Below are 23,329 nucleotides of genomic sequence, written 5' to 3' on the forward strand. Positions count from 1 at the left end.
ATTTTAATTTACTCTTTCTTTATGTTTATTTCCCTGCGGGGGATTGAATCAGGCAATAAGCCCGATTTCAGTATTATACGCTGTCCTCGTTCGCTTGCCAAAAATGATGCAAATCCCGTGCCCAATCCTACCCTGCCGGTACTGTTTAAAATATACAGCCCTCGGCTTAATGGGTACTGTTTTAAGACAAGCGAAGTTTGTGATGGTTTAAAGTAATCGTTAGGGTACTTTTTGTTTGCTTCGTCCCTTACGCCCATAATTTGTACTTTTCGTACATACGGAGCGTAATCGTCGTCAGGGTCATTAAGCCAGCTGAAACCAACTATACCTATTGCCCCCTCATGTTCACTTACATATTTAATAACGTCTTTGTTTGATTTGAGGGCATAAATATTCTTTTGTTTTAGATCCTTATTACCCGATAAGTCTTTAAGGTACCTTACTATACTGGAGTTCGGATTATCAAAAACGATGTTTTGGTCAGTTTTAGTGTTGCCGTTCAACATTTTTTTTATTTCCGACACAGTGATGAGTGTATCAGATGATTTTTTATTTACAATCAGCGCAACGGCATCAACCGCAAACTTGTTAACCTCCGGCGGTAACTTACGCTCATCAAATATCTTCTTTTCCGCTGGTGTAAGCTCGCGCGACATGATTGCCACGCTTATACTATCGTTGAGAAAAAGGTTGAGCAATTCATTTTCTGACATGTAGTGTATATCCAGTTTGGCTTTGCTAAACAAACTTTCAAACACAACCTGCTCTTCCGCAACTATAGGCTCAAATGATTCATCTGCCAACACTTTGATATCTCCTTCGGCAAATCCATCAAGTGGTTTAGCGGCCTTATCTGTACCGGAGCCGCCACAGGCTGAAATCACCAACGTTGAAAATAACAACCAGGCAAGCCTAAAATTAACTTTCGTTATCATCCTTTTTTAATAAGCGTGAAAACCTGAGTATCCCATAAAAAATAAAAAAGGCGCCACATAAATAACGCTGCCAATCAGCTAAGGGCAGGTTCATGGCATCCCAAAACATGATCATTAGCCCAAGCGCAGTAACGCTTATGAACGTAACAACCCCTAAAATAAGCAAAAATCGCCTTTTGGGCGATTTTTGCTTTGAATTTGAATTAAATAACATTTATGTGCAATTATTCGCTTGCTAAGTTAAACGCAATTGGAACAGTGTATTGTACACGTACCGGACGGCCATTCTGGATACCAGGGCTCCATTTCGGTGATTTTTTCAATACACGTACGGCTTCCTCATCGCAACCGCTACCAATACCGCGCAATACTGTAATATCAGTTAAAGATCCGTCTCTTTCCACAACGAATTGCACGAACACTCGGCCTTGAACGTTGTTTTCACGGGCAACGGCCGGATAACGGATGTTTTTACTAAGATAGTTACCGAAAGCAGCTAAACCACCCGGGAATGCCGGTTGTGTTTCAACCGCAGTAAATATCTCATTAGGGTCACTTTCGATTACCTGCTTAACGTCTGAGTTACCTACCGGCTCGTCAATACGTATTTCGGCGTTCGGGTCACCTTTTTGGTCTTTTTGACCAGGGTCAGCCACCTCAAGTTCCTTAACAGTTGGCGGATCTTTTTCCACTACCTGATCGTCAGGTTTTACCACCGGAGGCGGGAATTTAACCTGGTCAACCTTCGGTTTCGGCGGTTCTGGTGCCGGCGGAGGTGGTTTTTTAGTTTGATCCACCGGTGGTGGAGGGGTAAGCACCACGTCGGTTATTTTAACCTTCTCCGGCGCTTTCGGAATGAAACCCTTTATCTTATTGATAATAGTAGGCATTGATACAACAAGCACAAATACTGTAACACCTATTAACAATGCCTGCCCCGTGCGTTTGGAGTTAGACTTTCTTAATTCATAGGCGCCGTATGCTTTGTTACGATCGCTGAATACTACATCAATCCATTCCTGTTTTAATATATCTAATTTTGATCCTAACATTATTTTAGGCTTTACTTTTAATGTATTAAACAGTTAATTAATATAAACCCTGTTCTTGCAGCAGTTTTACTTCTATAGGTAAAATTTCGGCAAAACCATAAGATTGTATATTGGTGATTGCAATCTCGTCAAGCGCGTCAACCATGTTTTTGTAAACTGATTTATCGCTTGGCTTAATAATCACGAACATAAACTTGCCGGTTTTTTCCTGCACTTCCTTGCTCTTGTCAAGCAGGGTTTGGCGCAGGCCTTTTTTACCGTAGCCTTCAACTTCAGGAGGCGTTTTTCCGGGCTCACCAATGTACCAAATCAATTTATTGTCTTTACCTAAAAGCAAAGTCATGGTACGTGATGCAGCAACGTCAAGCTGGTTATCCTGCTTTTCATCTTTATCCGGCATGGCAACGTCCATCGCCTTTGGTTTTGACAGGGTGGTAGTCATGATGAAGAAGGTGATCAGAAGGAAAGCCAAATCCACCATCGCGGTTAAGTCAACGCGTGTTGATTGCTTTTTACTTCTTACCTTCCCGCCTTTTTTCCCACCCCCGCCGGAGGTATCTAATTCTGCCATCTATCTTAATCTTTTGATTCTCCTCTGAGGGATGTAATTAAACTAAACTTATTAACTTTTTGGCGTTGCAGTATGGCAATAACATCCTTAATTGTAGGATACTCTTCTTTACTGTCGCCTTTGATAGATACACGCATTTCCTGGTTGTGCAATGCTTTTACCGCTTTACGTGATTCCCTGATCCAGTTAAAAAGCTCATCGCTTACTGAATCGCGCGGAATGCCCGGCTGCGGGTAACGTTGCCTTTGCTCAACATCTAAAGCTAAAAACTGCTTTAGTGATTGAATTGGCACGCCAAAAACAGGCAATGTGGCAAATTTCTCCATTTCCTGAGGGGTAAACTGAATGTTATACAACCCACCCATTTGCTCTAAAACCGCTTTGCGTATATCATTACCTTCTACACTAAAGAAAGCCTTTTTTTCACCTACGGTGATAACCGCTATATTCTCTTCGGGTAGCTTTATGTCCTTAACTGAACCCGGAACATCCACGGGAACGGGATCCTCAATACGAGGCTTCGCGGTCAATATGAAAAAGGTAAGCAATAGAAACGCCACATCACACATTGCGGTCATGTCTATCGATGTACTTTTTCGTGCAACTTTTACTCTTGGCATAATTTTAATCTATTAAATATTAAGGCTTGTTGTTATTTTATTAAACATTCCGGCCGGCTGAGGCCAGCCGAAACTAAGCGCTAAATATTTATTATTTGTGTGATGAAGCGAACGTTTGAACGATGCTGAAACCAGTTTCGTCAATAGCGTAAGTCAACTTGTCAATTTTAGAGGTAAATACGTTGTACATGATGATCGAAAGAGCTGAAGTACTGATACCTAAAGCTGTATTGATCAAGGCCTCAGAAATGTGAGTTGATAACGCTGACTGGTTTGGAGCACCTGATGATGCAAGCTCAGCGAATGCACCGATCATACCAACAACCGTACCTAACAGACCTACCAGTGTACCAATTGATACCAGGGTAGCAATGATGGTAAGGTTTTGCTCAAGCATTGGCATTTCAAGGGCCGTAGCTTCTTCAATATCTTTTTGGATTGCTAAAGCTTTTTGTTCGCTATCCATAGCAGCGTCGTGCTCAACTTCACGGTATTTTTTCAGACCAGATTTGATAACGTTAGCTACTGAACCTTTTTGTTTGTCGCACTCTGCGCTTGCAGCCTCAATGTTGCCAGCGTTAAGGTAACCTTGTACTTTACGAACGAAAGCATCTACGCTACCTGAACCAGAAGCTTTACCGATTACGATGAAACGCTCAATAGAGAACACAATAACCATCAAAAGGAAGCTGATGATAACAGGTACGATTGGACCACCTTTGTGAACGGTACCGTAGATATCTACCGGATCGTTATCAGGGTTACCACCTTTGTAGTGACTGCCATCACCCAGAATAAAAATAAATATACAGATAGCAACAACAATGCACAATGGAATTGCCAGTGTTGCGAAAATGCCCGCTGAGCTTGAGCTTTCTTTTTTAACAGGAGTACTTGGTTTTGATGGTACGTTAGCCATTACAGTAAAATTTAGTTTTTAGTTTATGTTTATTTTTTATGTTTAATATGCTTACTAAGCGAATAACAAAATTAAAATTTTCACAACGGAAAAAAATCAAAATCAGCTATTCTTAATAATAATTTAACATTCCCCCATAAAACAACGGCGGAATGTAATAACGCTTGCAACACCAAATATTGTTTGTTACAACTATAATTTTTTACAATGAAAATTATTTTTTTCAATAATAGCAAAAATTATCCTACAAAAAGTATGTAACTAAACTGATAGATTTTGGGCGTTTTACCCGGTTGCAAGTAATATTTATATACGTTTACAATTGATAATTAGTATATTAACTAAGAAATTAATTATAGCTTCACCTACCGGCGCTATAAAAACAAATAATATCTTTTTTTAACAAAATTGCAATCGATGGCATAAAACGGTTAGCCGCCTGCCTTTTTTGCTTTGTACCCGTCGGCAATTAAAATGTCAAGCACCTTGTCTCTGAAGTCGCCTTGTATTAATATTTCACCGTCCTTAGCCGAGCCGCCAACGCCGCATTTGGTTTTGAGTTTTTTGCCTAATACTTCCAAATCATCATTAAGCCCTGTAAAACCTGCTATTCGGGTAACTAATTTGCCGCCGCCTTTACGATCGAGATGTATTTTTAGATTTTGATGTTGCGGAGCTAACGTTTCCTGAACGTTATTGTCTTCGTCGCTGTATTGAAAACCCGGATCAGTAGAATATACAACCCCGGTATATTTTTGGTTCTTCCTGGACATATATGTAAGGTTAATATTAATAATAGCCGAATAATATCCGGCCTACCGGTTAGTCATTATCGCTGGCCACTAAACTGCGCCATGTGTTTTTGGTATCCTCGCCTCGCTCAAAACCCTCACCAACTACTACATTTAACGACCGTGGTATAATATATATTTCGACGCTTGTGCCAATTATTTGCGGCTCGCCGTCCAGGTGCGCGGGGCCTTCGCTTTTTCGGCTCACCTCTATGTGTTTGCCTCGGATTATTTCAACGTAAGAAGATTTGTCGGCCGTTTTGTTGAACATGCGCAATGCCATTTCCGGAAACTTATACAGCGGGAATGGTTTTACCACGCAAACATCCAGCATACCATCCTGTACGGATGCCTTTGGCGACACATGCGCATTGTTGCCAAACTGCGATGAATTGGCAAAACTCAGCATAAACGCTTCGCGATCATACTCCTTACCATCAATGGCGATGTGGTATGACTGCGATTTATAATTTAGTATTTCCTGTACCGATGATTTAAAATAACTATAAAATCCACGCTTTTTGGCATTTTTACCTTGCGAGAACACGTTACTGATATGGGCATCAAACCCCAAACCTGCCATATTAAAAAATGGCTGTCCGTTAAACAAAGCCGAGTCAATGGTTTCTACCCTTGTTTTGTTGAAGGTTTCAACCGCCCCCTGTACATTCATAGGTATACCTAAAAAACGGGCCAGGCCATTGCCCGATCCGAAGGGAATAATTCCTAACGCAATATCACTATTTACTATTGCAGACGCCACCTCGTTAACCGTGCCATCGCCACCTACAGCCACAACCATGTTGTAATTGCCGATAGCCTGTTTAGCCAGCTCGCGGGCGTGGGTTACGCCTTCGCTAAAATTAAATGTGGCATCAAATTGTGCTGTATCCAGATAATTGCCTATCAGTTTCGGCACCCCTTCCTTACTTTTACCGCCCGAAACCGGGTTTACAATAAATAAAACTTTCTTTTTCAATCACCTGTATTTAAGCGCGTCAAAAGTAAGTTATTTTCGGCTTTGTAAAAATTGTTTTATTTTAGCCGCCCGAAAGTGGACTGATTTAAGCTGCCCGCGGCAGCTAATTGCAACCACGTAAATAAAGTGCTAAAGTTTGCTCCTTTTTTTACCGGGTTTCCGTTCATCACCCCCTCTTTCTGGTTATACATATTTTAATTAAAGATTTTTATGCCATACTTATTCACTTCAGAATCCGTATCAGAAGGACATCCGGACAAAGTAGCCGACCAGATTTCAGACGCGTTGATCGACCAGTTTCTGGCTTTTGACACCGAATCAAAGGTTGCGTGCGAAACGCTGGTAACCACCGGCCAGGTTGTTTTAGCCGGTGAGGTTAAATCAAAAGCTTACCTCGATGTACAAAAAATAGCACGTGACGTAATTAACCAGATTGGCTATACCAAAGGCGAATACATGTTTGATGGTAACTCATGCGGTGTATTCTCAGCCATTCACGAGCAATCACCTGACATTAACCAGGGTGTAGAGCGCCAGAATAAAGAAGACCAGGGCGCGGGCGACCAGGGTATGATGTTTGGCTACGCTACCAGTGAAACCGACAACTACATGCCTTTAGCGCTTGACCTGGCCCATGCTTTATTAATTGAGCTTGCGGCTATTCGTCGCGAGAACAATGAAATTAAATATTTAAGGCCTGATGCAAAATCGCAGGTTACGCTGGAGTACAGCGATGACAACCAGCCTATCCGTATTGACTCGATAGTAATATCAACCCAGCACGATGACTTTGACAGCGAGGAAGCGATGCTGGCCAAAATACGTGAAGATATCATTGGTATATTGATCCCGCGTGTTAAGGCTAAGTATCCTAAATATGCTCATCTGTTTAATGATGGCATTAAATTCCATATTAACCCGACTGGTAAGTTCGTTATCGGCGGTCCGCATGGCGATACAGGCTTAACCGGCCGTAAAATTATTGTTGATACTTACGGTGGTAAAGGCGCGCACGGTGGTGGCGCATTTTCGGGCAAAGATCCATCAAAGGTTGACCGCTCTGCGGCTTACGCTACCCGCCACATTGCCAAAAACCTTGTAGCTGCCGGTGTTTGCAGCGAGGTGTTGGTGCAGGTATCATACGCTATCGGCGTCGCGCAACCTATGGGTATTTACGTAAACACTTACGGAACCAGCAAAGTAGGCCTGAACGATAGCGAGATCGCCAAAAAAGTTGAAGCTATTTTTGACATGCGCCCTTATGCAATTGAAACCCGCTTTAAATTGCGCAACCCGATATATAGCGAAACTGCAGCTTACGGCCACTTTGGTAAAGAGAGTAAAACCATTAGCAAAACCTTTATTAGCCATGACGGCAACTCGGTAACTAAAGAGGTTGAACTGTTTACCTGGGAGAAACTTGACCATGTTGACGCGGTAAAATCAGCCTTCGGACTGTAATTTACCGGTAATAATATTTTATAGCGATAGCGGCGGGTGATACCCGCCGCTATTTTTGTTTGATACCTTCGCTTGTATGGCATCAACAGATATAAAAACATATGACCCGTTGGCTTTCACCTCGCGCTTCATGCCTGTGGACGAAATGAAAGCCCTCGCAGGCGACTTTTTTGTATTGCCCGTTGAGGATATGTATCAACACCTTGCGCGCCCGGTGCCTGCAATACGGGCAACATCGCACTCTATATTATATATTACCGAAGGAGAAGCACGTATGGGTGTAGGTAGTACCAATTACACCATCGGCCCCAACCAAATGCTGGTAGTGGCAGCCGGGCAGGTGTTCTCTTTTGCGCCCGGAGATATAAATAAGGGATACATCTGTAACTTTAGTAACGGATTGATTACCGCGAAATTCGGCAGCGCTGAATTGCTCCACAGCTTCGAGTTTTTGAAGATATGGGGCAATCCGCTGATTATGCCTGACGCTGAAACAAGCGGTTATATAAGAGAAGTGTTTAAGCGCCTCATTATCGAATTCAGCCAAAACAAGCTCGCTAACGTCGACGTTTTGCAACCCTACCTGCTAAGCTTACTTACCGAGATAAACAGGGCTTATGTACCTTTACTACCTAAGGGCAATGCACAATCAAACACGATCGTTAACAAATTCAAAGAGCTGGTTTTTGAAAATTTCCGAACAAGTAAACTGGTTGCCGACTATGCCGGGATGCTCAACATTACGCCAAACCATCTTAACAAGATCATCCGCAAGGCAACTCAAAAATCACCATCGGTATGGATAGACGAAGCCCTTATTTGCGAGGCAAGGGTGTTGCTGGTACAAACTGATTTTACAATAAGCGAAATAGCACATGCTGTAGGACTGGATGATCCATCCTATTTTACCCGCTTGTTTAAGAGGTATGAAGGCATCACCCCCTCGGCTTACCGCGCGATTGATAAGTGCTGATAATGGCCTGATGCATCCTATAAGTGTAATAAAACAAACTCGAGATTTGCTGACGTAAATTTTATTTATGTACGCTGTTTTGATCTTTCTGCATTCTGTTACCCGCTGGTTGGTTTTGGCATCATTGCTATGTGCCATAGTTAACGCCATGCGCGGTTGGCTTACCGGGCGTGCCTACACCAGTGCGGATGATAAAGCACGCCATATTACGGCCACTATTGCGCATATTCAGCTGGCTATTGGTTTCGTACTATATTTTAATAGTCCGTTTGTGCTTTACTTCAGGCAGCATTATCACGAAGCGGTAAAACAGTTGCCCTATTTATTTTTTGGTATGATACACATTGGTATGATGACGATGGCCGTTATTTTGATCACCATCGGCTCATCCGTTGCTAAGCGGTGTACAACAGATAAGCAAAAATTTAAAACCATGGCCTTATGGTTCATTATAGGTTTGATTATTATACTAATCAGCATACCCTGGCCGTTTTCGCCATTGGCGCAAAGGCCGCTTTTAAGCACCTTTTGACATATTATGCTTAAACAATTAAATACAAATATTGGCCGTTTACGGTTACTTGCCTTGCTCGAAGGTGTATCATTAATCATACTGGTATTTGTTGCAATGCCTGTTAAGTATATATTGGGAGATGCTTCATGGGTAAAGGCGGTTGGCCCCGTGCATGGCGTATTGTTTTTACTTTTTGTAGTAAACACCATAAGCGCGGGCATTGAGCTGCGCTGGAAATTCAGCGAAACTACCTGGAAGGTTTTATTAGCCTGTATAATACCTTTCGGTACCTTTTATGTAGATAAAAAGATATTGAGCCGGTATTAAATTATAGCTAACATTGATACTCATTGCCGGGCTAAGCGTATAATGGCGTATATTTACCCTGATGGCAAACCCTACCCTAAACCCCTGGACAATAACCGGGGAGCACGAAAAATACGACAATCCCTGGATTAATATTACCGAATATAAAGTACTTAACCCGGCCGGTAACCCGGGCATTTATGGTAAAGTAAGTTTTAAAAACCTGGCCATAGGTGTTTTGCCGCTTGATGCTGAAGGCAATACCTACCTGGTGGGCCAATACCGCTTTCCGCTGGAGCAATACAGTTGGGAAATGCCCGAGGGTGGCGGCTCTATCGGTATTGATCCGCTCGACTCGGCAAAACGCGAGCTTTTGGAAGAAACAGGATTAAAGGCTGCCGAGTGGACCGAGATACAGCGCATGCACCTTTCCAATTCCGTTAGCGATGAACTGGCCATTATTTACCTGGCCCGAAACCTTGAACAATTTGAACCCGAGCCTGAAGAAACCGAACAACTGGTGATTAAAAAGCTACCTTTTGAGGATGTTTACAAAATGGTTTGCCGGGGCGAGATAACCGACAGCATGACGGTGTCGGCCGTGTTAAAGGTTAAGTTACTGATGTTTGAAGGTGCTTTGTAATAAACTATTGTATTATTTGCACGCATCAAGTATAAATTGTTAAATTGGACGACACCTTTTATTTACCAATTTTCATTTAAACTGCTTGTCGGCTTTATCAAAACACTTATTTCGGCTATTAACCTGCATTTTGCTTATTGCAACGGTAAACCTGCAGGCGCAGCAAAAACCACAATATACGCAATACCCGTTCAACAACTACCTTGTTAATCCTGCCTTTGCAGGTATTGAAAATTATATCGACCTTAAGCTCGGGCACCGTAGCCAGTGGACGGGCCTTGAAGGCGCGCCGAAAACCACTTATCTTACTATAAATGCGCCTATTGGCGAAAACTTTTTAAATGGCGGTGCCGGAAGCGGCAACCCAAACGAGCGCTCATACCTTCGTACTTACATGGCCGCCGAACCGCACCATGGCGTGGGTTTGCAGGTTATTACGGATAAGGCCGGCCTTATATCTCAAAACACTATAGCAGGCAGTTATGCCTATCACCTGGGCTTGTCGCCTACTTCAAATCTTGCGGTTGGTTTAACGACAGGCGTTAGCCAGTATGCCATCAATACATCAGCCATAACTGTTGAAAACCCGATTGACCCGGCACTTAATAACGGCAATAACAGCAAGTGGAGCCCCGATGTTACCGTAGGCGCGCTATTGTACGGCCCTAACTATTATACAGGTATTTCGGTACAACAGGTATTATCGCAAAGTATATTCTCCACTAATTACAACCAAAGCAAAAGTGTACCGCATTTTTTACTTACAGGTGGATTGAAACTTTATATGACCGATGACCTTACGCTAATGCCATCCTTCCTGGTAAAAGTTATTGATCCTGCACCGACAACTTATGATGTAAATATGAAGCTTGCCTTTCGGGATGATTTTTGGATAGGCGGCTCATATCGCAGAAACGACTCGTTTGGCATATTGGCCGGGTTTAACCTGAGCTCACTTATTAACGTCGGTTATTCGTACGATATAACTACTTCAAACCTGAACACCGTCAGCCGCGGCTCGCACGAAATTGTAATCGGTATTTTGCTTAACAATACCTACCGTGTAAAGTGCCCGCAAAGAAGTTTTTAGCGGTTTATACATACTTAGCGCAAAACGTTTAACTTCGGCCACGGCAATAAAAGCCGTGTAAAACCCGTTTTCAACATTAACTATTTTTTTGAAAAATGAAGTCACTAAAACAATATGGCAGCATGTTGCTTATTGCCGCTTCGGTAGCAGCAATGCCAGCCTGTAAATCAAAGAAAGCCGTTGTAGCACCTCCGCCGCCGCCAAAACCACCGGCAGAAACCCCGGCTACGCCGCCGCCACCGCCACCGGTTAAAGAGGAAACACCTGCTCCGCCGCCACCACCGGCAGCGCCCAACTACAACTTTAGCAATATTCAGTTCGAGTTTAACTCAGGCATATTGAAAACCGATTCATACGCGCTGCTTGATAAAGCGGTAGCTGAAATGAAAAAAGACGACTCAGTAAAATTCATGCTGGACGGACATTCATCTGCCGAAGGTTCTGAAAAACACAATATGGATCTTTCCGTAGAGCGTGCTAACTCGGTAAAAACTTACCTTACCAACAGCGGCATCAGTGCCGACAGGCTTACCGTAAAAGGTTACGGAGAAAGCAAACCTATATCAAGCAATACTGATGAGGCCAGCCGCGCGCTAAACCGCCGCGTTGAGATCAAAAAACAATAAAGCCATACATCGTATACAAAAAAGGAGCGCTTACTTACGTAAGCGCTCCTTTTATTTTTGAGAGTGTCACAATTATTTCACCTCGATAATAAATTCTTCCTTAGGGGTTCGTACCTTTTTTTGGTTAACCAGCCAGTCGTTAGCTTCATCGCGGTAACCCAGCGGTAATATGGCGGCACTCTTTAAGCCTTTTTCAGCCAGGCCTAAAATTTCATCAAGCTTTTCGGGAATAAAGCCTTCCATCGGGGTTGCGTCTACACGTTGCTCAGCAGCAGCGGCTACCGCTGTACCAAGGGCGATGTATGCCTGTTTTGCTGCATGATTAAAATGCCATTGCTGGCCAAGTGGCTCGTACATGCTCCATAGCCTGTCATGGTAAGCGCTCATGGCATCGTCCGGTAGTCCACGCTCTTGTGTTGTACGTTTAAACACCTCACCAATTTTTTCATAGGTATAACCATCCCATGCAGCGAAAACCAGCAGGTGCGAACAATCAACAATCTGGCTTTGATCAAAAGCGATGGCTTTGATCTTTTCCAGCACTTCTTTGTCAGACACTACAATAATTCTGTATGGCTGCAAACCCGATGACGATGGGGCCAAACGGGCAGCCTCTAATATATAATCAAGTTTATCTTGCGGAACAACAGCTCCGTTCATTTTTTTGGTGGCATAGCGCCAGTTCAGATCCTCTATCAAGCTCATTATAATTACGTTTTTATAATGACAAATGTGAGGCATTATTTGTTTACTTTTGTCACAAGGTAACCATAATTCACAGTAACATGGAAGTAACCAAGTCACCACAAGGTAAGCAGCCGTTAACTAAATCGCAGTGCAATAAAAAGCTGTTGGCTATTAAAGACGCAATGGATTTGCTCGAGGGTAAATGGAAAATTCACATCCTGGCTGTGTTATGCGACAGCCCTATGCGCTACTCAGATATATTGCGCGAGGTAGACGGTATATCCGGCAAAATGCTGAGCAGGCAGTTGAAAGAGATGGAATTGAATAAACTGGTTACACGTAACGTAATCAACACCCAGCCTTTAGTGGTTGAATATCAACTGACCGATTATGGCCTGAGCTTTAGAGATGTTTTAGCCCAACTGGCCTTATGGGGCGAAAGGCACCGCGAGCATATACTGAAAAACCAGGAATAACGAAACTATTTTTTCGTACGTTTCTCTACAAACTCTTTCTCCAGGTTGGCAAGTGCCTCATCATAACCTTTACGGTCAATAAATGCTTCGGGGTTATAGGTATTGCCCGGCTTATGCTTTTTTTGCAAATCAAACTGGCTGGCGTGTGATGATAACCATATATCAAAAGTCAGCTTTTTCATAGCGTCAAAAGTGTAAGCATAATCCTTCTCGATTTCGGGATAAGCGGTAACCTCGTCAAAAGCCTTTTCAATAACAATGCTTGGCATATTGGCAATCAGCACGTGGTATGTACGCACCGCATCCTTTACATCAAACAAATAACTGCACGAGCCCTTGGTATGCCCCGGGTGATGCAGCATAGTTAACTTAGTACCACCTAGGACAATACTGTCCTTATCGTGCAACACACGGTCAACCTTAACCGGCGCGTAGGACATGACGCCATTACCCAGAGCATAATCAGAACTGCCGCCATCGGCCACTACCTGCGCGTCGGCTTCATCAACCAGCATTTTGGCGCCCGTTTGCTTTTTAATAGCAGCCATAGCACCCATATGGTCGTAATGCGCCTGAGTTGTGAGTAATATCTTGATATCCTTAAATTTAAAGCCGAGTTTAGCGACGTTTTGTTTAATGATACCGGCAGAATTTGCCAGTCCGGTGTTGATCAGGATGTTACCTTTAGGCGTAACGATCAGGTAACTTGCCAAATCGTAAGTACCTACGTAATATAAATTACCGGCTATCCGGAAGGGCTGGTATGGTTTTGACCACTCTGCCGGCACATCTGTAGGTTCAACAACTTTTTGTGCGTTAGCCGCGGCAAAAGTTACCGCAAAAAACAATGTTAGCAGGATGAATTTAAATAGGTAGCGTTGCATACCTCAAAGATACAAGCCCTTGTAACATTTATGAATAATTACATTCCGAAAACTTAATATTCTTTAATTTAGCTTTATTGCGATCGATAACACTGCGTTGACTTAAACTTTATCGGTTCCCTGAATTATGTTTTTAATTATATTGAATATTATATTCTGCATTGCCTTTATTGGCTTTGCTTATCTGAACTTTGATGATATCGATTGGTATCTGTGGGTACCAATTTACCTTAGCGCAGCCGCTTGCTGTGGTTTTGCCGCCGCGGGTATGTTTTACCCTACTATATATTTATTGCTTATCGCGTTTTACCTGGTGTACGCGGCATTACTGTTTTTTCAGAAAGACGGCGTGCGCGACTGGATAAGCAAATACAATAAACCAAGCCTGGTTGAAAGTATGCAGGCCGAAAAGCCTTACATTGAAAAAACACGTGAGTTTTTTGGACTATTGATTATTACCGGGGCTTTATTAATTAACTTTTTAGCTGTTTAAAGGAAATGTTTGGGTACGATAAAGCGGCATTACAGCAAACAATAGCTGCCATTATTCAAAATAATATTACCGCTGATGCATGGGCTTGGCTAAGCCGACAGGGCGATATAAAAAGCAGAGCGGCATTCAACGCTGCATTTGCCATGATGCCGCGTAAAACGGGCAAGGCAGAGATCAGCATTACGCCTGCACAGGCACAGGAACTCGACGCTATCCGCAAAGGCTTCAATATTGACGGCTGGACGGCAGACCGTCTTTGCCGCGTATATCTCTTGCTATCAGCAGATGCAAGTGACGGGGAGCGCTATCTTGACGTTGTTGAAAACTTATTTTTAGCCGCTGAAATGAACGAATTAGTGGCATTATATTCAGCATTACCGGTGTTGGCTTATCCTGACTTTTTGGTAAAACGTTGTGCCGAGGGCATACGCAGCAATATTGGCAGCGTATTGGAAGCCATTATGTACAACAACCCTTACCCGGCCGAATATTTGCCCGAAGCTGCCTGGAACCAGCTAATTATGAAAGCCATTTTTACGGAGAAGCGCCTTGATTTAATTACAGGCCTCAACCACCGTAACAACCAGGAGCTTGCCCGCATACTGATGGATTTTGCCCGCGAACGCGGCGCGGCAGGCCGTACCGTAGTGCCGGAACTTTGGCATCTGGCATCACCGTTTACTGATGCCGGTATTGTAAACGCCGTTAAACAACAATATAGTACCATTTAATAACCCCAATTATAACAGAACGATATGTGCTGCAGCCATTCATTTGAAGATAAACCGCTACCGGGCCAAAAGCCCGAGGCATTTGATATAAGCGCCGTTAAAGGCATGAAATTTTTTGACCCGCATGTGCACATGACATCGCGCACCACGGATGATTACCAGGCTATGGCTGATGCCGGTGTGGTAGCCCTGATTGAACCTGCCTTTTGGCTGGGCCAGCCACGTACCGGCATTGATAGCTTTCGCGATTATTATAGCAGTTTAATTGGCTGGGAACGTTTCCGTTCGTCGCAATTTGGTATTAAGCATTATTGCACCATTGGCCTTAACTCACGCGAGGCTAATAACGAAGCCCTTGCCGAGCAGGTAATGGAAATACTGCCGCTGTTTGTTTATAAAGACGGCGTGGTTGGCGTTGGCGAAATAGGATTTGACGACCAAACCGCAGCCGAAGACAAATATTACCGCCTGCAACTGAATCTGGCTAAGGAAGCCGGTTTGCCCGTGCAGGTACACACCCCGCACCGAGATAAAAAACATGGCACTCAGCGCAGTATGGATATCGCGCTTGAGCATGGCCTTGATCCATATTCCGTCATTATCGACCATAATAATGAGGAAACCGTAAAAGAGGTACTTGACCGTGGTTTTTGGGCCGCATTTACCATCTATCCCTTTACTAAAATGGGTAACCAGCGCATGGTTGAAGTAGTAAAGCAATACGGTTCAGAACGCATCATGATTAATTCTGCCGCCGATTGGGGCATCAGCGACCCGTTAGCTGTACCAAAAACCGCCGCCTTAATGAAACTTAACGGCATCAGCGCCGAAGATATTGAACTGGTAACCTACCGCAACGCCATTACCGCCTTTGCCCAAAGCGGACAAATTGATGAGGCCGACTTTGGCGTGAACATTGACCAAAGCGCCAAGTTTGAAGGCAACAGCATTTTACGTGGCGGCCAGCAGCCAAGGGTAGATAAATCGTCCATCATTATCAGTTAATTGTTTTGAGTAAAACCATCAGTTACCTGCGCATGATGCGCCCTGCCAACATTGTTACCTCGGTAGCTGATGTGCTGGCGGGCATAGCCATCACCGGTATTTTTGCCGATTCGGGCGCATTTATGATGCAGGGATATTTATCAATCACCCTGCTATTATGCTTTTCAACCGCCTGCCTGTATGGCGGCGGCATCGTATTTAACGATGTTTTTGATGCCGAACTTGATAAAATTGAACGCCCCGAGCGTGCTATACCCAGCGGTATCATCAGCAAAGCATCTGCGGCTACTTTAGGCAGTATATTGCTTATTGCGGGTATTTTAGCTGCCTTTGCTTGCGGAAGCCTTTCGGGTATGTTAGCCGTAGCTATTGCGTTTTTCGCATTGCTTTATAACAAGCTCAGCAAGCATCATCCGTTTTTTGGGCCGCTTAATATGGGCTTATGTCGAGGTTTGAACCTGCTTTTAGGCATCAGCATATTGCCTGATGTTTTGCAGCATTGGTATATGCTGGCCGTGGTGCCCATCATCTACATATTCTGCATTACCATGATCAGTCGTGGTGAGGTGCATGGTGGCAGCAAGGGCAACCTGTATATCGCTTCGGGATTGTACGGTATTGTAGCGGGCATAATCGCCTACTTTGGTTATCGTAACGGTACATTATTGCTAACTGCTGTGTTTTTGATACCATTCATATTTATGATTTTCCGTCCGCTATTAAAGGCTATTCAGCAACCGGTTGGTAAAAATATAGGCGCGGCGGTTAAGGCCGGGGTAATATCACTTATATTGATGGATGCGGCATGGGCGGCAACATTCAGCACATTTTTTGTAGCTTTATTGATAGCCTGCCTGTTACCATTATCCATGTGGCTGGCAAAAACATTCGCCGTCACCTGATTTATTGTTTAAACGTTTTTGATTTGGAGCTTTAATGGAGCATTTACAACAGTCGTTCACTGTAAAATTTGAATATAAAGTATTTTTCACTGCCGGTCTTTTCGAAGCAGGCAACAGCATTTTCAACGATTTTTTGTCGCAGGCAAACACTGCCGTACAGCGTAAGATATTTTTTGTAATTGACGAGGGTGTAGCCGAGTCGCATCCCCAATTAACAGCAAACATCAAGGCTTACTTTGCCAGTAATAATACTGTAAAGCTGGTTGATCATATCCTGATCATTCCCGGCGGGGAGCAAGTAAAAAATGACACCAGGTATTTTGACCAGGTTGTTGAGGCGGTAAACACCTACGGCATCGACCGCCACTCGTACATCGCGGCCATTGGCGGAGGTTCGGTGCTGGATATGGTGGGTTATGCCGCAGCTGTATCGCACCGGGGCATTAAGCACATCCGCATACCAACAACGGTGCTCTCGCAAAACGACTCAGGCATCGGTGTAAAAAATGGTATCAACTACTTCAATAAAAAAAACTTCTTAGGCACCTTCGTACCGCCGGTAGCGGTATTTAACGACGAACAGTTTTTGACCACGCTTAGCGATCGCGACTGGCGTTCGGGCATATCCGAAGCCATTAAGGTAGCGCTTATAAAGGACGCCGATTTCTTTAACTGGATAGAGGCTAACGCGCAAGCCCTGGTTGAGCGCGACATGACCGTAATGAACCAACTGATATGGCGTTGTGCCAAGCTGCACATGGAGCATATTGCCGGTGCCGATCCGTTTGAAAGCGGTTCGTCCCGTCCGCTGGATTTCGGCCACTGGAGCGCGCACAAACTGGAGTACCTGAGCAACTTTGAGGTAAGGCATGGCGAGGCCGTTGCCATGGGCATAGCGTTAGATACAGTATATTCTAACCTGTCGGGCCGCTTATCATCGGCTGAAAGCCAAAGGGTAATTCAATTGCTGCTTAATTTAGGTTTTGAGGTTACCCACCCGCTGTTGCAGGTAAACGAGGGCGACAGCCCGATACTTAACGGCCTCGAGGAGTTCAGGGAACACCTGGGCGGACAGCTTACCATTATGCTGCTTACCGCTATAGGCCAGGGGCAGGAGGTACATGAAATGGATGCCAACTTGCTTGAACAAGCCGGCCATATTTTAACCGATACTCAGCAACATCAGTTGCAATAAACGTTATCTACCTATGCAGATCAACAACGCGCATTTAACCTACTGCACCAACATACATCCGGGCGAAAGCTGGGCCGATCATTTCGCCTCCTTGAAACAAAACTTTCCGGAGGTTAAGGCACAATTAGCGCCACATGAGCCGATGGGTATCGGCCTCCGTCTGTCAAACCAGGCAAGTTTGGAAATACTGATGGGCGACAACCTACAGCAATTTAAACAGTGGCTGTTTGATAACGATGCTTATGTGTTTACCATGAACGGCTTTCCGTACGGCGGTTTTCATGATACGGTGGTAAAAGACCAGGTGCACGCGCCCGACTGGACAACCAGCAACAGGCTCGCATATACCCTGCGTTTGTTTCACATCCTTACCGCATTAATACCGGAAGGTTTGGAAGGAGGCATATCCACCTCGCCATTAAGCTACAAGCATTGGTTTGATACCGGCGTTGAACTGGAAGATGCTAAACTCGTCGCTACAAAAAAAATTTTACTGGTAGCCGAGGAGTTAAACAATATTTATGAGCAAACCGGCATTTTACTGCACCTTGATATTGAGCCTGAGCCGGATGGCATCCTGGAAACTGGTCGTGAATTTATTGATTGGTACGAGCAGGTGTTATTGCCGCATGGCATTAGCCATTTTGCAGAAAAGCACAACCTGTTAGCTCATGAAGCCAAAGCCCTGATAAAGCGCCACATTACACTATGTTATGATGTCTGTCACTTCGCCATCGGTTATGAGCCGCATCAGGCTGTGATAGATGAATTGGAGGCAAAAGGCATCGCTACGGGAAAAATACAGATCAGCGCGGCGCTTAAAGCGACATTTACCGGCGAGCCGGATAATAAGCAAGCCATATTGGATGAGTTCGCCAAATTTGATGAACCAACCTATCTGCACCAGGTAATTGCCCGGTTGCATGACGGGCAGCTTGCCCGCTACCCTGACCTGACCGATGCCCTGCTGCTAAAAGATGACGCTGCCGAATGGCGCGCACATTTTCATGTCCCCATATTCTTAGAAGATTTTGGCCTGCTGCAATCAACCCAGAGCGACATCAGCGAGGTGCTGGATATCTGGAAGAACAAGCCCTTCACCAATCACCTCGAAGCCGAAACTTATACCTGGGGCGTACTGCCAACAGCGTTAAAGGTGCCTATGGCGCAGTCCATCAGTCGCGAACTGGTATGGGTAAAAAACAAACTAAGCATTTAATACATCGCACCTATGAATAAAACGGTTGTTATTGATATTGTTGGCCTTTCAACCTCGGTTATTGCTGAGCATACCCCTTTCCTGAAACAATACATCGCTAAAAAAAACCTTACTACCATTGAGCCGCTTTTACCGGCGGTTACTACGTCGGTACAATCAGCTTACCTAACCGGCAAATGGCCAACAGATAATGGCATTGTAGGCAATGGCTGGTACGACCGTGTGGACAGCGAAGTAAAATTCTGGAAGCAATCGAACAAACTGGTTAACGGTGAAAAAATATGGGATAAAGCCAAAAAGGAAGATCCATCATTCACCGCCTCCATGATGTTTTGGTGGTACAATATGTATTCAACCGCTGATTATTCGGTAACGCCCCGCCCTAATTATCTGGCGGATGGGCGCAAGATGCCTGATTGTTATTCGCACCCGGCAGAGTTGCGCGATGTGTTGCAGGAAAAATTCGGGCAATTCCCGCTGTTTCAATTTTGGGGACCGGGCGCTAATATTAAATCAACCCGGTGGATAGCCGATGCATCCATGCATACAGATGACCTGCATAACCCTACCCTAACGCTGATCTACCTGCCACATTTAGATTACTGTTTACAAAAGTTTGGCCCGGATACCACTAAAATCGCCACTGAATTAAAGGAGATAGATGACGTTGTAAAAGACCTGGTCACTTTTTACGAGCAAAAAGGCGCTAAGACAATCCTGTTATCTGAATACGGCATCGCCCCTGTAAATAACCCGATACACTTGAACCGCCTGCTGCGCCAGCACGATCTGCTGGGTATACGTATTGAGCGTGGGTTAGAGTTACTGGACGCAGGCGCATCAAAAGCGTTTGCCGTGGCCGATCATCAGATAGCCCATATTTATATCAATGATCCATCGGTTACTGAAAAAGTAAAAAGCCTCGTTAAATCCGTTAAAGGCGTTGAACTGGTGCTTGACCGTGAGGAACAGGCCAAATATCACATTAACCACGAACGCGCCGGTGACCTGGTTGTTATGGCCGATAAGGATAGCTGGTTCACCTATTATTTTTGGCTGGATGATGCCGTAGCGCCCGACTATGCCCGTGTAGTTGACATTCACAAAAAACCGGGTTATGATCCGGTTGAAATGTTCATGACCTCAAAAGCCCGAGCCGGTTATAAGTTACTACGCAAAAAAGCAGGCTTCCGTTATGTAATGGATGTGATTCCGTTGGATGCCACACTGATCAAAGGTTCGCATGGCAGGGTTAATATTGCTGATGAGTATAAGCCGGTGCTGATAACTGATAACGCCGTAACCGGAACCATCAACGCGCCCGATGTTTTTGATATTATCTGGCAGCACCTGAAGCAGTAAGCATTCCTGAATTGTGTAGGCCGGCTGATTGGAATACCTTTTGCATCTACAAGATGTAATATTTTCTAATCATCTGAATATATGCCTAAATGGTTTAAAATCACGCTGAAAGTGGTAGGCGGAATAATTGCGCTTATACTGCTTTTATTTATTGCCGCAACCCTTTATATCACCTTTAACAAGCAAAAGGTTTTAACGCTTATTACCCAAACCGTTAACAAAAGCATCGACGGAAAGCTGGTGATCGGCGAGCTCGACCCCACCTTTTTCTCAGCCTTTCCGAACGTGGCGGTGTCGTTAAAAAACGTTTCTCTAAAGGATAATCAATGGGCAAAGCATAAGCATACTTTGCTACGTGCCGGTGATGTTGAAGTGGCGGTAAACGCATTATCCTTAATTGGCGGCAGCGTTAATATTCAGAAAATCAGCATAAACAACGCCTCAATCGACTTTTTTACCGATAGCACAGGCTACAGCAATACCGCCGTATTCAAAAAAGGCAAACCCAAACCAGAGGATGCTGAAAAAGAAAAGGACGATGATGAAGGTGCAGCTGCAATCATCAAACGGATCGATCTGAATAAGGTTGCCTTTGCGCTGGATAATCAAAAGGCCAATAAACTTTTTAGCTTTTACATTAATTCCCTCAAGGGAAAAGTTGACTACCCAAGCGAGGGCTGGAAGGCTAAAATAAACCTGGACACCAAAGTGAAAAGCCTTGCTTTTAACACCAAGCGTGGTAGCTTTATTAAGGACAAACAATTGCGCGGACCGTTCGATATTCAGTACACTGAAAAGGATGGTGTAATAACCGTGGCCCCCAACAAATTAAATATTGGCGAAGATCCTTTTATCATCGGTGCAAAGTTTGAAACTGCCAAGGATCCGGTTAAATTCACCATCAATATTAAAGTTGATGAGCTGCTTTGGAAGCATGCAGCAGACTTGCTTGCACCTAATATAGCGGCTAAGCTTAACATGTTCAGCATATCAAAACCGTTAGCTGTAACCACATCGCTGGTCGGTGATTTTGGCGGCGGCGGCGATCCGGCAATTAACGTGCGCTGTAAGGTTGCCAACACAACCTTAAAAACTCCTGGCGGCGTAATGGAAAATTGCAGTTTTAATGGCTTGTTTACCAATGGCTACGCAAAAGGGCAAGAACTGGGTGACGAAAACTCGGCAATCGGGCTTTATAATTTTACCGGTAATTACAAGGAGATGCCTTTTACCATGGATACCGTTACCATTGTAAATTTGGATAAGCCGATAGCTACCGGTGCCTTCCGTTCAAAATTTGATGTGGCTAAGCTGAACAATGTTTTTGAAGGCGACCCGCTGCGGTTTACTAACGGCGTTGCGGATTTGAACCTGCACTATAAAGCTGATATTGTAGATTACCAATTGAACAAGCCGGTATTCCGTGGAGCTATCAACATAAAAAACGCGGATATGACGTATGTACCGCGCGGATTGAACCTCAAAAATTCGTCATTATCTTTATACTTTACGGATAATGATTTGTTGTTTAAGAACATCAGATTGCAAAGCGGCCGAAGCGTAGTGAATATGGATGGCCGGGTGAAAAATTTTCTCAATCTTTATTATAAAGACCCGGAGAAAATGGTATTGACATGGTATGTTCGCAGTCCGCAATTATACCTCGGAGAGTTTTTAGGCTTTCTCAACAAAAAAAGCTACGTGCGTAAAGTGCAAAAAAAGCGCACCAACAACGGCAACCTGGCCGAGCAGCTTAATGACGTATTTGAAAAGGCAACCGCAGAACTGCACATGCTGGTTGAAAAGGTTTACTACAAAAAATTCCTGGCTACGGATGCTATCGCGAGTGCGGAGCTTACTGACAACGGCGTGAATATAAACAGTATCAGCCTTAAACACGCAGGTGGTTCGCTTAACATTAGCGGCCGTGTGGTGCCTGATGGCAAATCAAATACCTTTGATATTAAAACCAAAGTAGGCAATGTAAACATCAGCACGTTCTTTTACGCGTTTGATAACTTTGGCCTAAGCAGCCTTACAAGCAAGAACCTGACCGGTTACCTAAACTCGAATGCAAGTGTTAAAGGACGTATAACTAATGAAGGCAGCCTGGTACCACGCTCCGTATTTGGAACTTTGTCATTCGACCTGAAAAAGGGTGCTTTAAAATCTTTCGATCCCATAAAAAGTGTGGGCAAGTTTGCCTTCCCGTTTCGTGATCTGGACAATATCACCTTTCAGCAGTTGAATGGTACGTTTGATCTGCGTGGTGAAAAAATCAATATCAGGCCGATGCAAATCAGTTCAAGCGTACTGAATATTGACTTAGCCGGCGTATATTCTCTGGGTACAGGAACCAACATTGCTATTGATGTGCCCTTACGTAACCCTAAGGATGATTACAAGATAACCGATCCTGAAGAGCGTCGAAAAAAACGCATGAAGGGCATTGTGCTGCATTTATTGGCAGCAGACGGTGATGATGGCAAGATCAAGATCAAACTGAACAAGAACCGCAAAAAAGATAAAGACAAAGACGACGAGGATAGCAAAGAAAAAGAAGCCAAATAGATCAGGCTATTACCCTATTCCACTCCGGATGCCGCTTTAAAAAGCTTTGTATGTAAACGCATAACGGTACAACTTTGCTATTGTGCTGCTCGATGTATTGAAATACCTTTTCAACCATTGCTGACGCTACACCTTTGCCTTCCAGTTCCTCCGGAACCTCGGTATGTATGAGGTAGTATTTATCTTTCTTTTTCAAATAGTCAACAAAAGCACGGTGGCCTTCAACATGCAGTTCAAAGTTATGGATAGGTTCGTTATTGATGAGTTCAATTTCGGTGTATGATGACATGGCAGATGTGTTGGTATAATCAAATGTAAGAATAC

Annotated in this window: 26 protein-coding genes; 16 read left to right on the forward strand and 10 right to left on the reverse strand. The window is 44.1% G+C overall.

Annotation, left to right across the window (positions count from 1 at the left end; all coding sequences use genetic code 11):
* Window positions 1-8: 8 nt before the first annotated feature.
* The 7 genes from LT679_RS10060 to LT679_RS10090 all read right to left on the reverse strand — a co-directional run bounded on the left by LT679_RS10060 (window position 9) and on the right by LT679_RS10090 (window position 5,867).
* A complete protein-coding gene (locus LT679_RS10060; protein ID WP_232177362.1) occupies window positions 9-935 on the reverse strand; it encodes a PstS family phosphate ABC transporter substrate-binding protein in 927 nt (308 codons plus the stop codon).
* Between the two features lie 224 nt (window positions 936-1,159).
* Complete coding sequence (locus tag LT679_RS10065) at window positions 1,160-1,987, reverse strand: energy transducer TonB (protein WP_232177364.1); 828 nt, start codon at window positions 1,985-1,987, stop codon at window positions 1,160-1,162.
* Between the two features lie 37 nt (window positions 1,988-2,024).
* Window positions 2,025-2,558 carry an ExbD/TolR family protein gene (locus LT679_RS10070; RefSeq protein WP_232177366.1) on the reverse strand — a complete coding sequence of 178 codons (534 nt, stop codon included), beginning with the start codon at window positions 2,556-2,558 and terminating at the stop codon, window positions 2,025-2,027.
* A 5-nt stretch (window positions 2,559-2,563) separates the two neighbouring features.
* Complete coding sequence (locus LT679_RS10075; RefSeq protein ID WP_232177368.1) at window positions 2,564-3,178, reverse strand: ExbD/TolR family protein; 615 nt, start codon at window positions 3,176-3,178, stop codon at window positions 2,564-2,566.
* A gap of 91 nt (window positions 3,179-3,269) precedes the next feature.
* Window positions 3,270-4,097 carry a MotA/TolQ/ExbB proton channel family protein gene (locus LT679_RS10080; RefSeq protein ID WP_232177369.1) on the reverse strand — a complete coding sequence of 276 codons (828 nt, stop codon included), beginning with the start codon at window positions 4,095-4,097 and terminating at the stop codon, window positions 3,270-3,272.
* A gap of 431 nt (window positions 4,098-4,528) precedes the next feature.
* Window positions 4,529-4,870 carry a translation initiation factor gene (locus tag LT679_RS10085; RefSeq protein WP_232177371.1) on the reverse strand — a complete coding sequence of 114 codons (342 nt, stop codon included), beginning with the start codon at window positions 4,868-4,870 and terminating at the stop codon, window positions 4,529-4,531.
* Window positions 4,871-4,919: 49 nt separating this feature from the next.
* Window positions 4,920-5,867 carry a diacylglycerol/lipid kinase family protein gene (locus LT679_RS10090; protein WP_232177373.1) on the reverse strand — a complete coding sequence of 316 codons (948 nt, stop codon included), beginning with the start codon at window positions 5,865-5,867 and terminating at the stop codon, window positions 4,920-4,922.
* Window positions 5,868-6,077: 210 nt separating this feature from the next.
* Between LT679_RS10090 and metK the strand changes: the two genes are divergently transcribed.
* The 7 genes from metK (at window position 6,078) to LT679_RS10125 (ending at window position 11,480) form a co-directional block, all read left to right on the forward strand.
* On the forward strand, window positions 6,078-7,328 hold the full coding sequence (metK, locus tag LT679_RS10095; RefSeq protein ID WP_232177375.1) for a methionine adenosyltransferase: 1,251 nt from the start codon (window positions 6,078-6,080) through the stop codon (window positions 7,326-7,328).
* A 76-nt stretch (window positions 7,329-7,404) separates the two neighbouring features.
* Complete coding sequence (locus tag LT679_RS10100; protein ID WP_232177377.1) at window positions 7,405-8,301, forward strand: AraC family transcriptional regulator; 897 nt, start codon at window positions 7,405-7,407, stop codon at window positions 8,299-8,301.
* A gap of 67 nt (window positions 8,302-8,368) precedes the next feature.
* On the forward strand, window positions 8,369-8,833 hold the full coding sequence (locus tag LT679_RS10105) for a hypothetical protein (protein ID WP_232177378.1): 465 nt from the start codon (window positions 8,369-8,371) through the stop codon (window positions 8,831-8,833).
* Window positions 8,834-8,839: 6 nt separating this feature from the next.
* The gene (locus tag LT679_RS10110) at window positions 8,840-9,142 is read left to right on the forward strand and encodes a DUF3817 domain-containing protein (protein WP_232177380.1); all 303 of its coding nucleotides are present in this window, start codon (window positions 8,840-8,842) and stop codon (window positions 9,140-9,142) included.
* Window positions 9,143-9,203: 61 nt separating this feature from the next.
* Window positions 9,204-9,764 carry an NUDIX domain-containing protein gene (locus tag LT679_RS10115; protein ID WP_232177382.1) on the forward strand — a complete coding sequence of 187 codons (561 nt, stop codon included), beginning with the start codon at window positions 9,204-9,206 and terminating at the stop codon, window positions 9,762-9,764.
* A gap of 85 nt (window positions 9,765-9,849) precedes the next feature.
* Entirely contained in the window at window positions 9,850-10,854 is a 1,005-nt protein-coding gene (locus LT679_RS10120; RefSeq protein WP_262909273.1) for a PorP/SprF family type IX secretion system membrane protein, read from the forward strand.
* Between the two features lie 95 nt (window positions 10,855-10,949).
* Window positions 10,950-11,480 (forward strand): OmpA family protein, encoded by a 531-nt coding sequence (locus LT679_RS10125; protein WP_232177385.1) that lies wholly within the window; start codon window positions 10,950-10,952, stop codon window positions 11,478-11,480.
* Window positions 11,481-11,552: 72 nt separating this feature from the next.
* Here the strand turns inward: LT679_RS10125 and LT679_RS10130 are convergent, their stop codons facing one another.
* On the reverse strand, window positions 11,553-12,185 hold the full coding sequence (locus LT679_RS10130) for an NAD(P)H-dependent oxidoreductase (RefSeq protein WP_232177387.1): 633 nt from the start codon (window positions 12,183-12,185) through the stop codon (window positions 11,553-11,555).
* An 80-nt stretch (window positions 12,186-12,265) separates the two neighbouring features.
* Between LT679_RS10130 and LT679_RS10135 the strand changes: the two genes are divergently transcribed.
* Window positions 12,266-12,643, forward strand: a complete 378-nt coding sequence (locus tag LT679_RS10135; RefSeq protein WP_232177396.1) for a winged helix-turn-helix transcriptional regulator — start codon at window positions 12,266-12,268, stop codon at window positions 12,641-12,643.
* A 5-nt stretch (window positions 12,644-12,648) separates the two neighbouring features.
* Here LT679_RS10135 and bla read toward each other — a convergent pair whose 3' ends face one another.
* Complete coding sequence (gene bla, locus LT679_RS10140; RefSeq protein WP_232177397.1) at window positions 12,649-13,527, reverse strand: subclass B3 metallo-beta-lactamase; 879 nt, start codon at window positions 13,525-13,527, stop codon at window positions 12,649-12,651.
* 127 nt (window positions 13,528-13,654) lie between these two features.
* Here bla and LT679_RS10145 point away from each other — a divergent pair, with 127 nt between their 5' ends.
* From LT679_RS10145 to LT679_RS10180, 8 genes are all read left to right on the forward strand, one after another.
* Complete coding sequence (locus LT679_RS10145) at window positions 13,655-14,020, forward strand: transmembrane 220 family protein (protein ID WP_232177398.1); 366 nt, start codon at window positions 13,655-13,657, stop codon at window positions 14,018-14,020.
* Between the two features lie 5 nt (window positions 14,021-14,025).
* Window positions 14,026-14,751: an EboA domain-containing protein gene (locus LT679_RS10150; protein ID WP_232177399.1), complete on the forward strand. Its 726-nt coding sequence runs from the start codon at window positions 14,026-14,028 to the stop codon at window positions 14,749-14,751.
* Window positions 14,752-14,775: 24 nt separating this feature from the next.
* On the forward strand, window positions 14,776-15,756 hold the full coding sequence (locus LT679_RS10155) for a TatD family hydrolase (protein WP_232177400.1): 981 nt from the start codon (window positions 14,776-14,778) through the stop codon (window positions 15,754-15,756).
* A 5-nt stretch (window positions 15,757-15,761) separates the two neighbouring features.
* Window positions 15,762-16,658 (forward strand): UbiA-like protein EboC, encoded by an 897-nt coding sequence (gene eboC, locus LT679_RS10160; RefSeq protein ID WP_232177401.1) that lies wholly within the window; start codon window positions 15,762-15,764, stop codon window positions 16,656-16,658.
* A gap of 34 nt (window positions 16,659-16,692) precedes the next feature.
* Window positions 16,693-17,853, forward strand: coding sequence for a 3-dehydroquinate synthase (locus LT679_RS10165; protein WP_232177402.1), 1,161 nt, complete (start codon window positions 16,693-16,695; stop codon window positions 17,851-17,853).
* A gap of 13 nt (window positions 17,854-17,866) precedes the next feature.
* Window positions 17,867-19,072, forward strand: a complete 1,206-nt coding sequence (eboE, locus tag LT679_RS10170; protein WP_232177403.1) for a metabolite traffic protein EboE — start codon at window positions 17,867-17,869, stop codon at window positions 19,070-19,072.
* Between the two features lie 12 nt (window positions 19,073-19,084).
* The gene (locus LT679_RS10175; RefSeq protein WP_232177404.1) at window positions 19,085-20,434 is read left to right on the forward strand and encodes an alkaline phosphatase family protein; all 1,350 of its coding nucleotides are present in this window, start codon (window positions 19,085-19,087) and stop codon (window positions 20,432-20,434) included.
* Window positions 20,435-20,515: 81 nt separating this feature from the next.
* Entirely contained in the window at window positions 20,516-23,005 is a 2,490-nt protein-coding gene (locus LT679_RS10180; RefSeq protein WP_232177405.1) for an AsmA family protein, read from the forward strand.
* A 1-nt stretch (window position 23,006) separates the two neighbouring features.
* On the opposite strand, the gene LT679_RS10185 is transcribed toward LT679_RS10180, so the two are convergent.
* Window positions 23,007-23,294 (reverse strand): GNAT family N-acetyltransferase, encoded by a 288-nt coding sequence (locus tag LT679_RS10185; protein WP_232177406.1) that lies wholly within the window; start codon window positions 23,292-23,294, stop codon window positions 23,007-23,009.
* Window positions 23,295-23,329 lie beyond the last annotated feature (35 nt).

The organism is Mucilaginibacter roseus, from assembly GCF_021215455.1.
In the GTDB taxonomy this organism is placed as follows: Bacteria; Bacteroidota; Bacteroidia; order Sphingobacteriales; family Sphingobacteriaceae; genus Mucilaginibacter; species Mucilaginibacter roseus.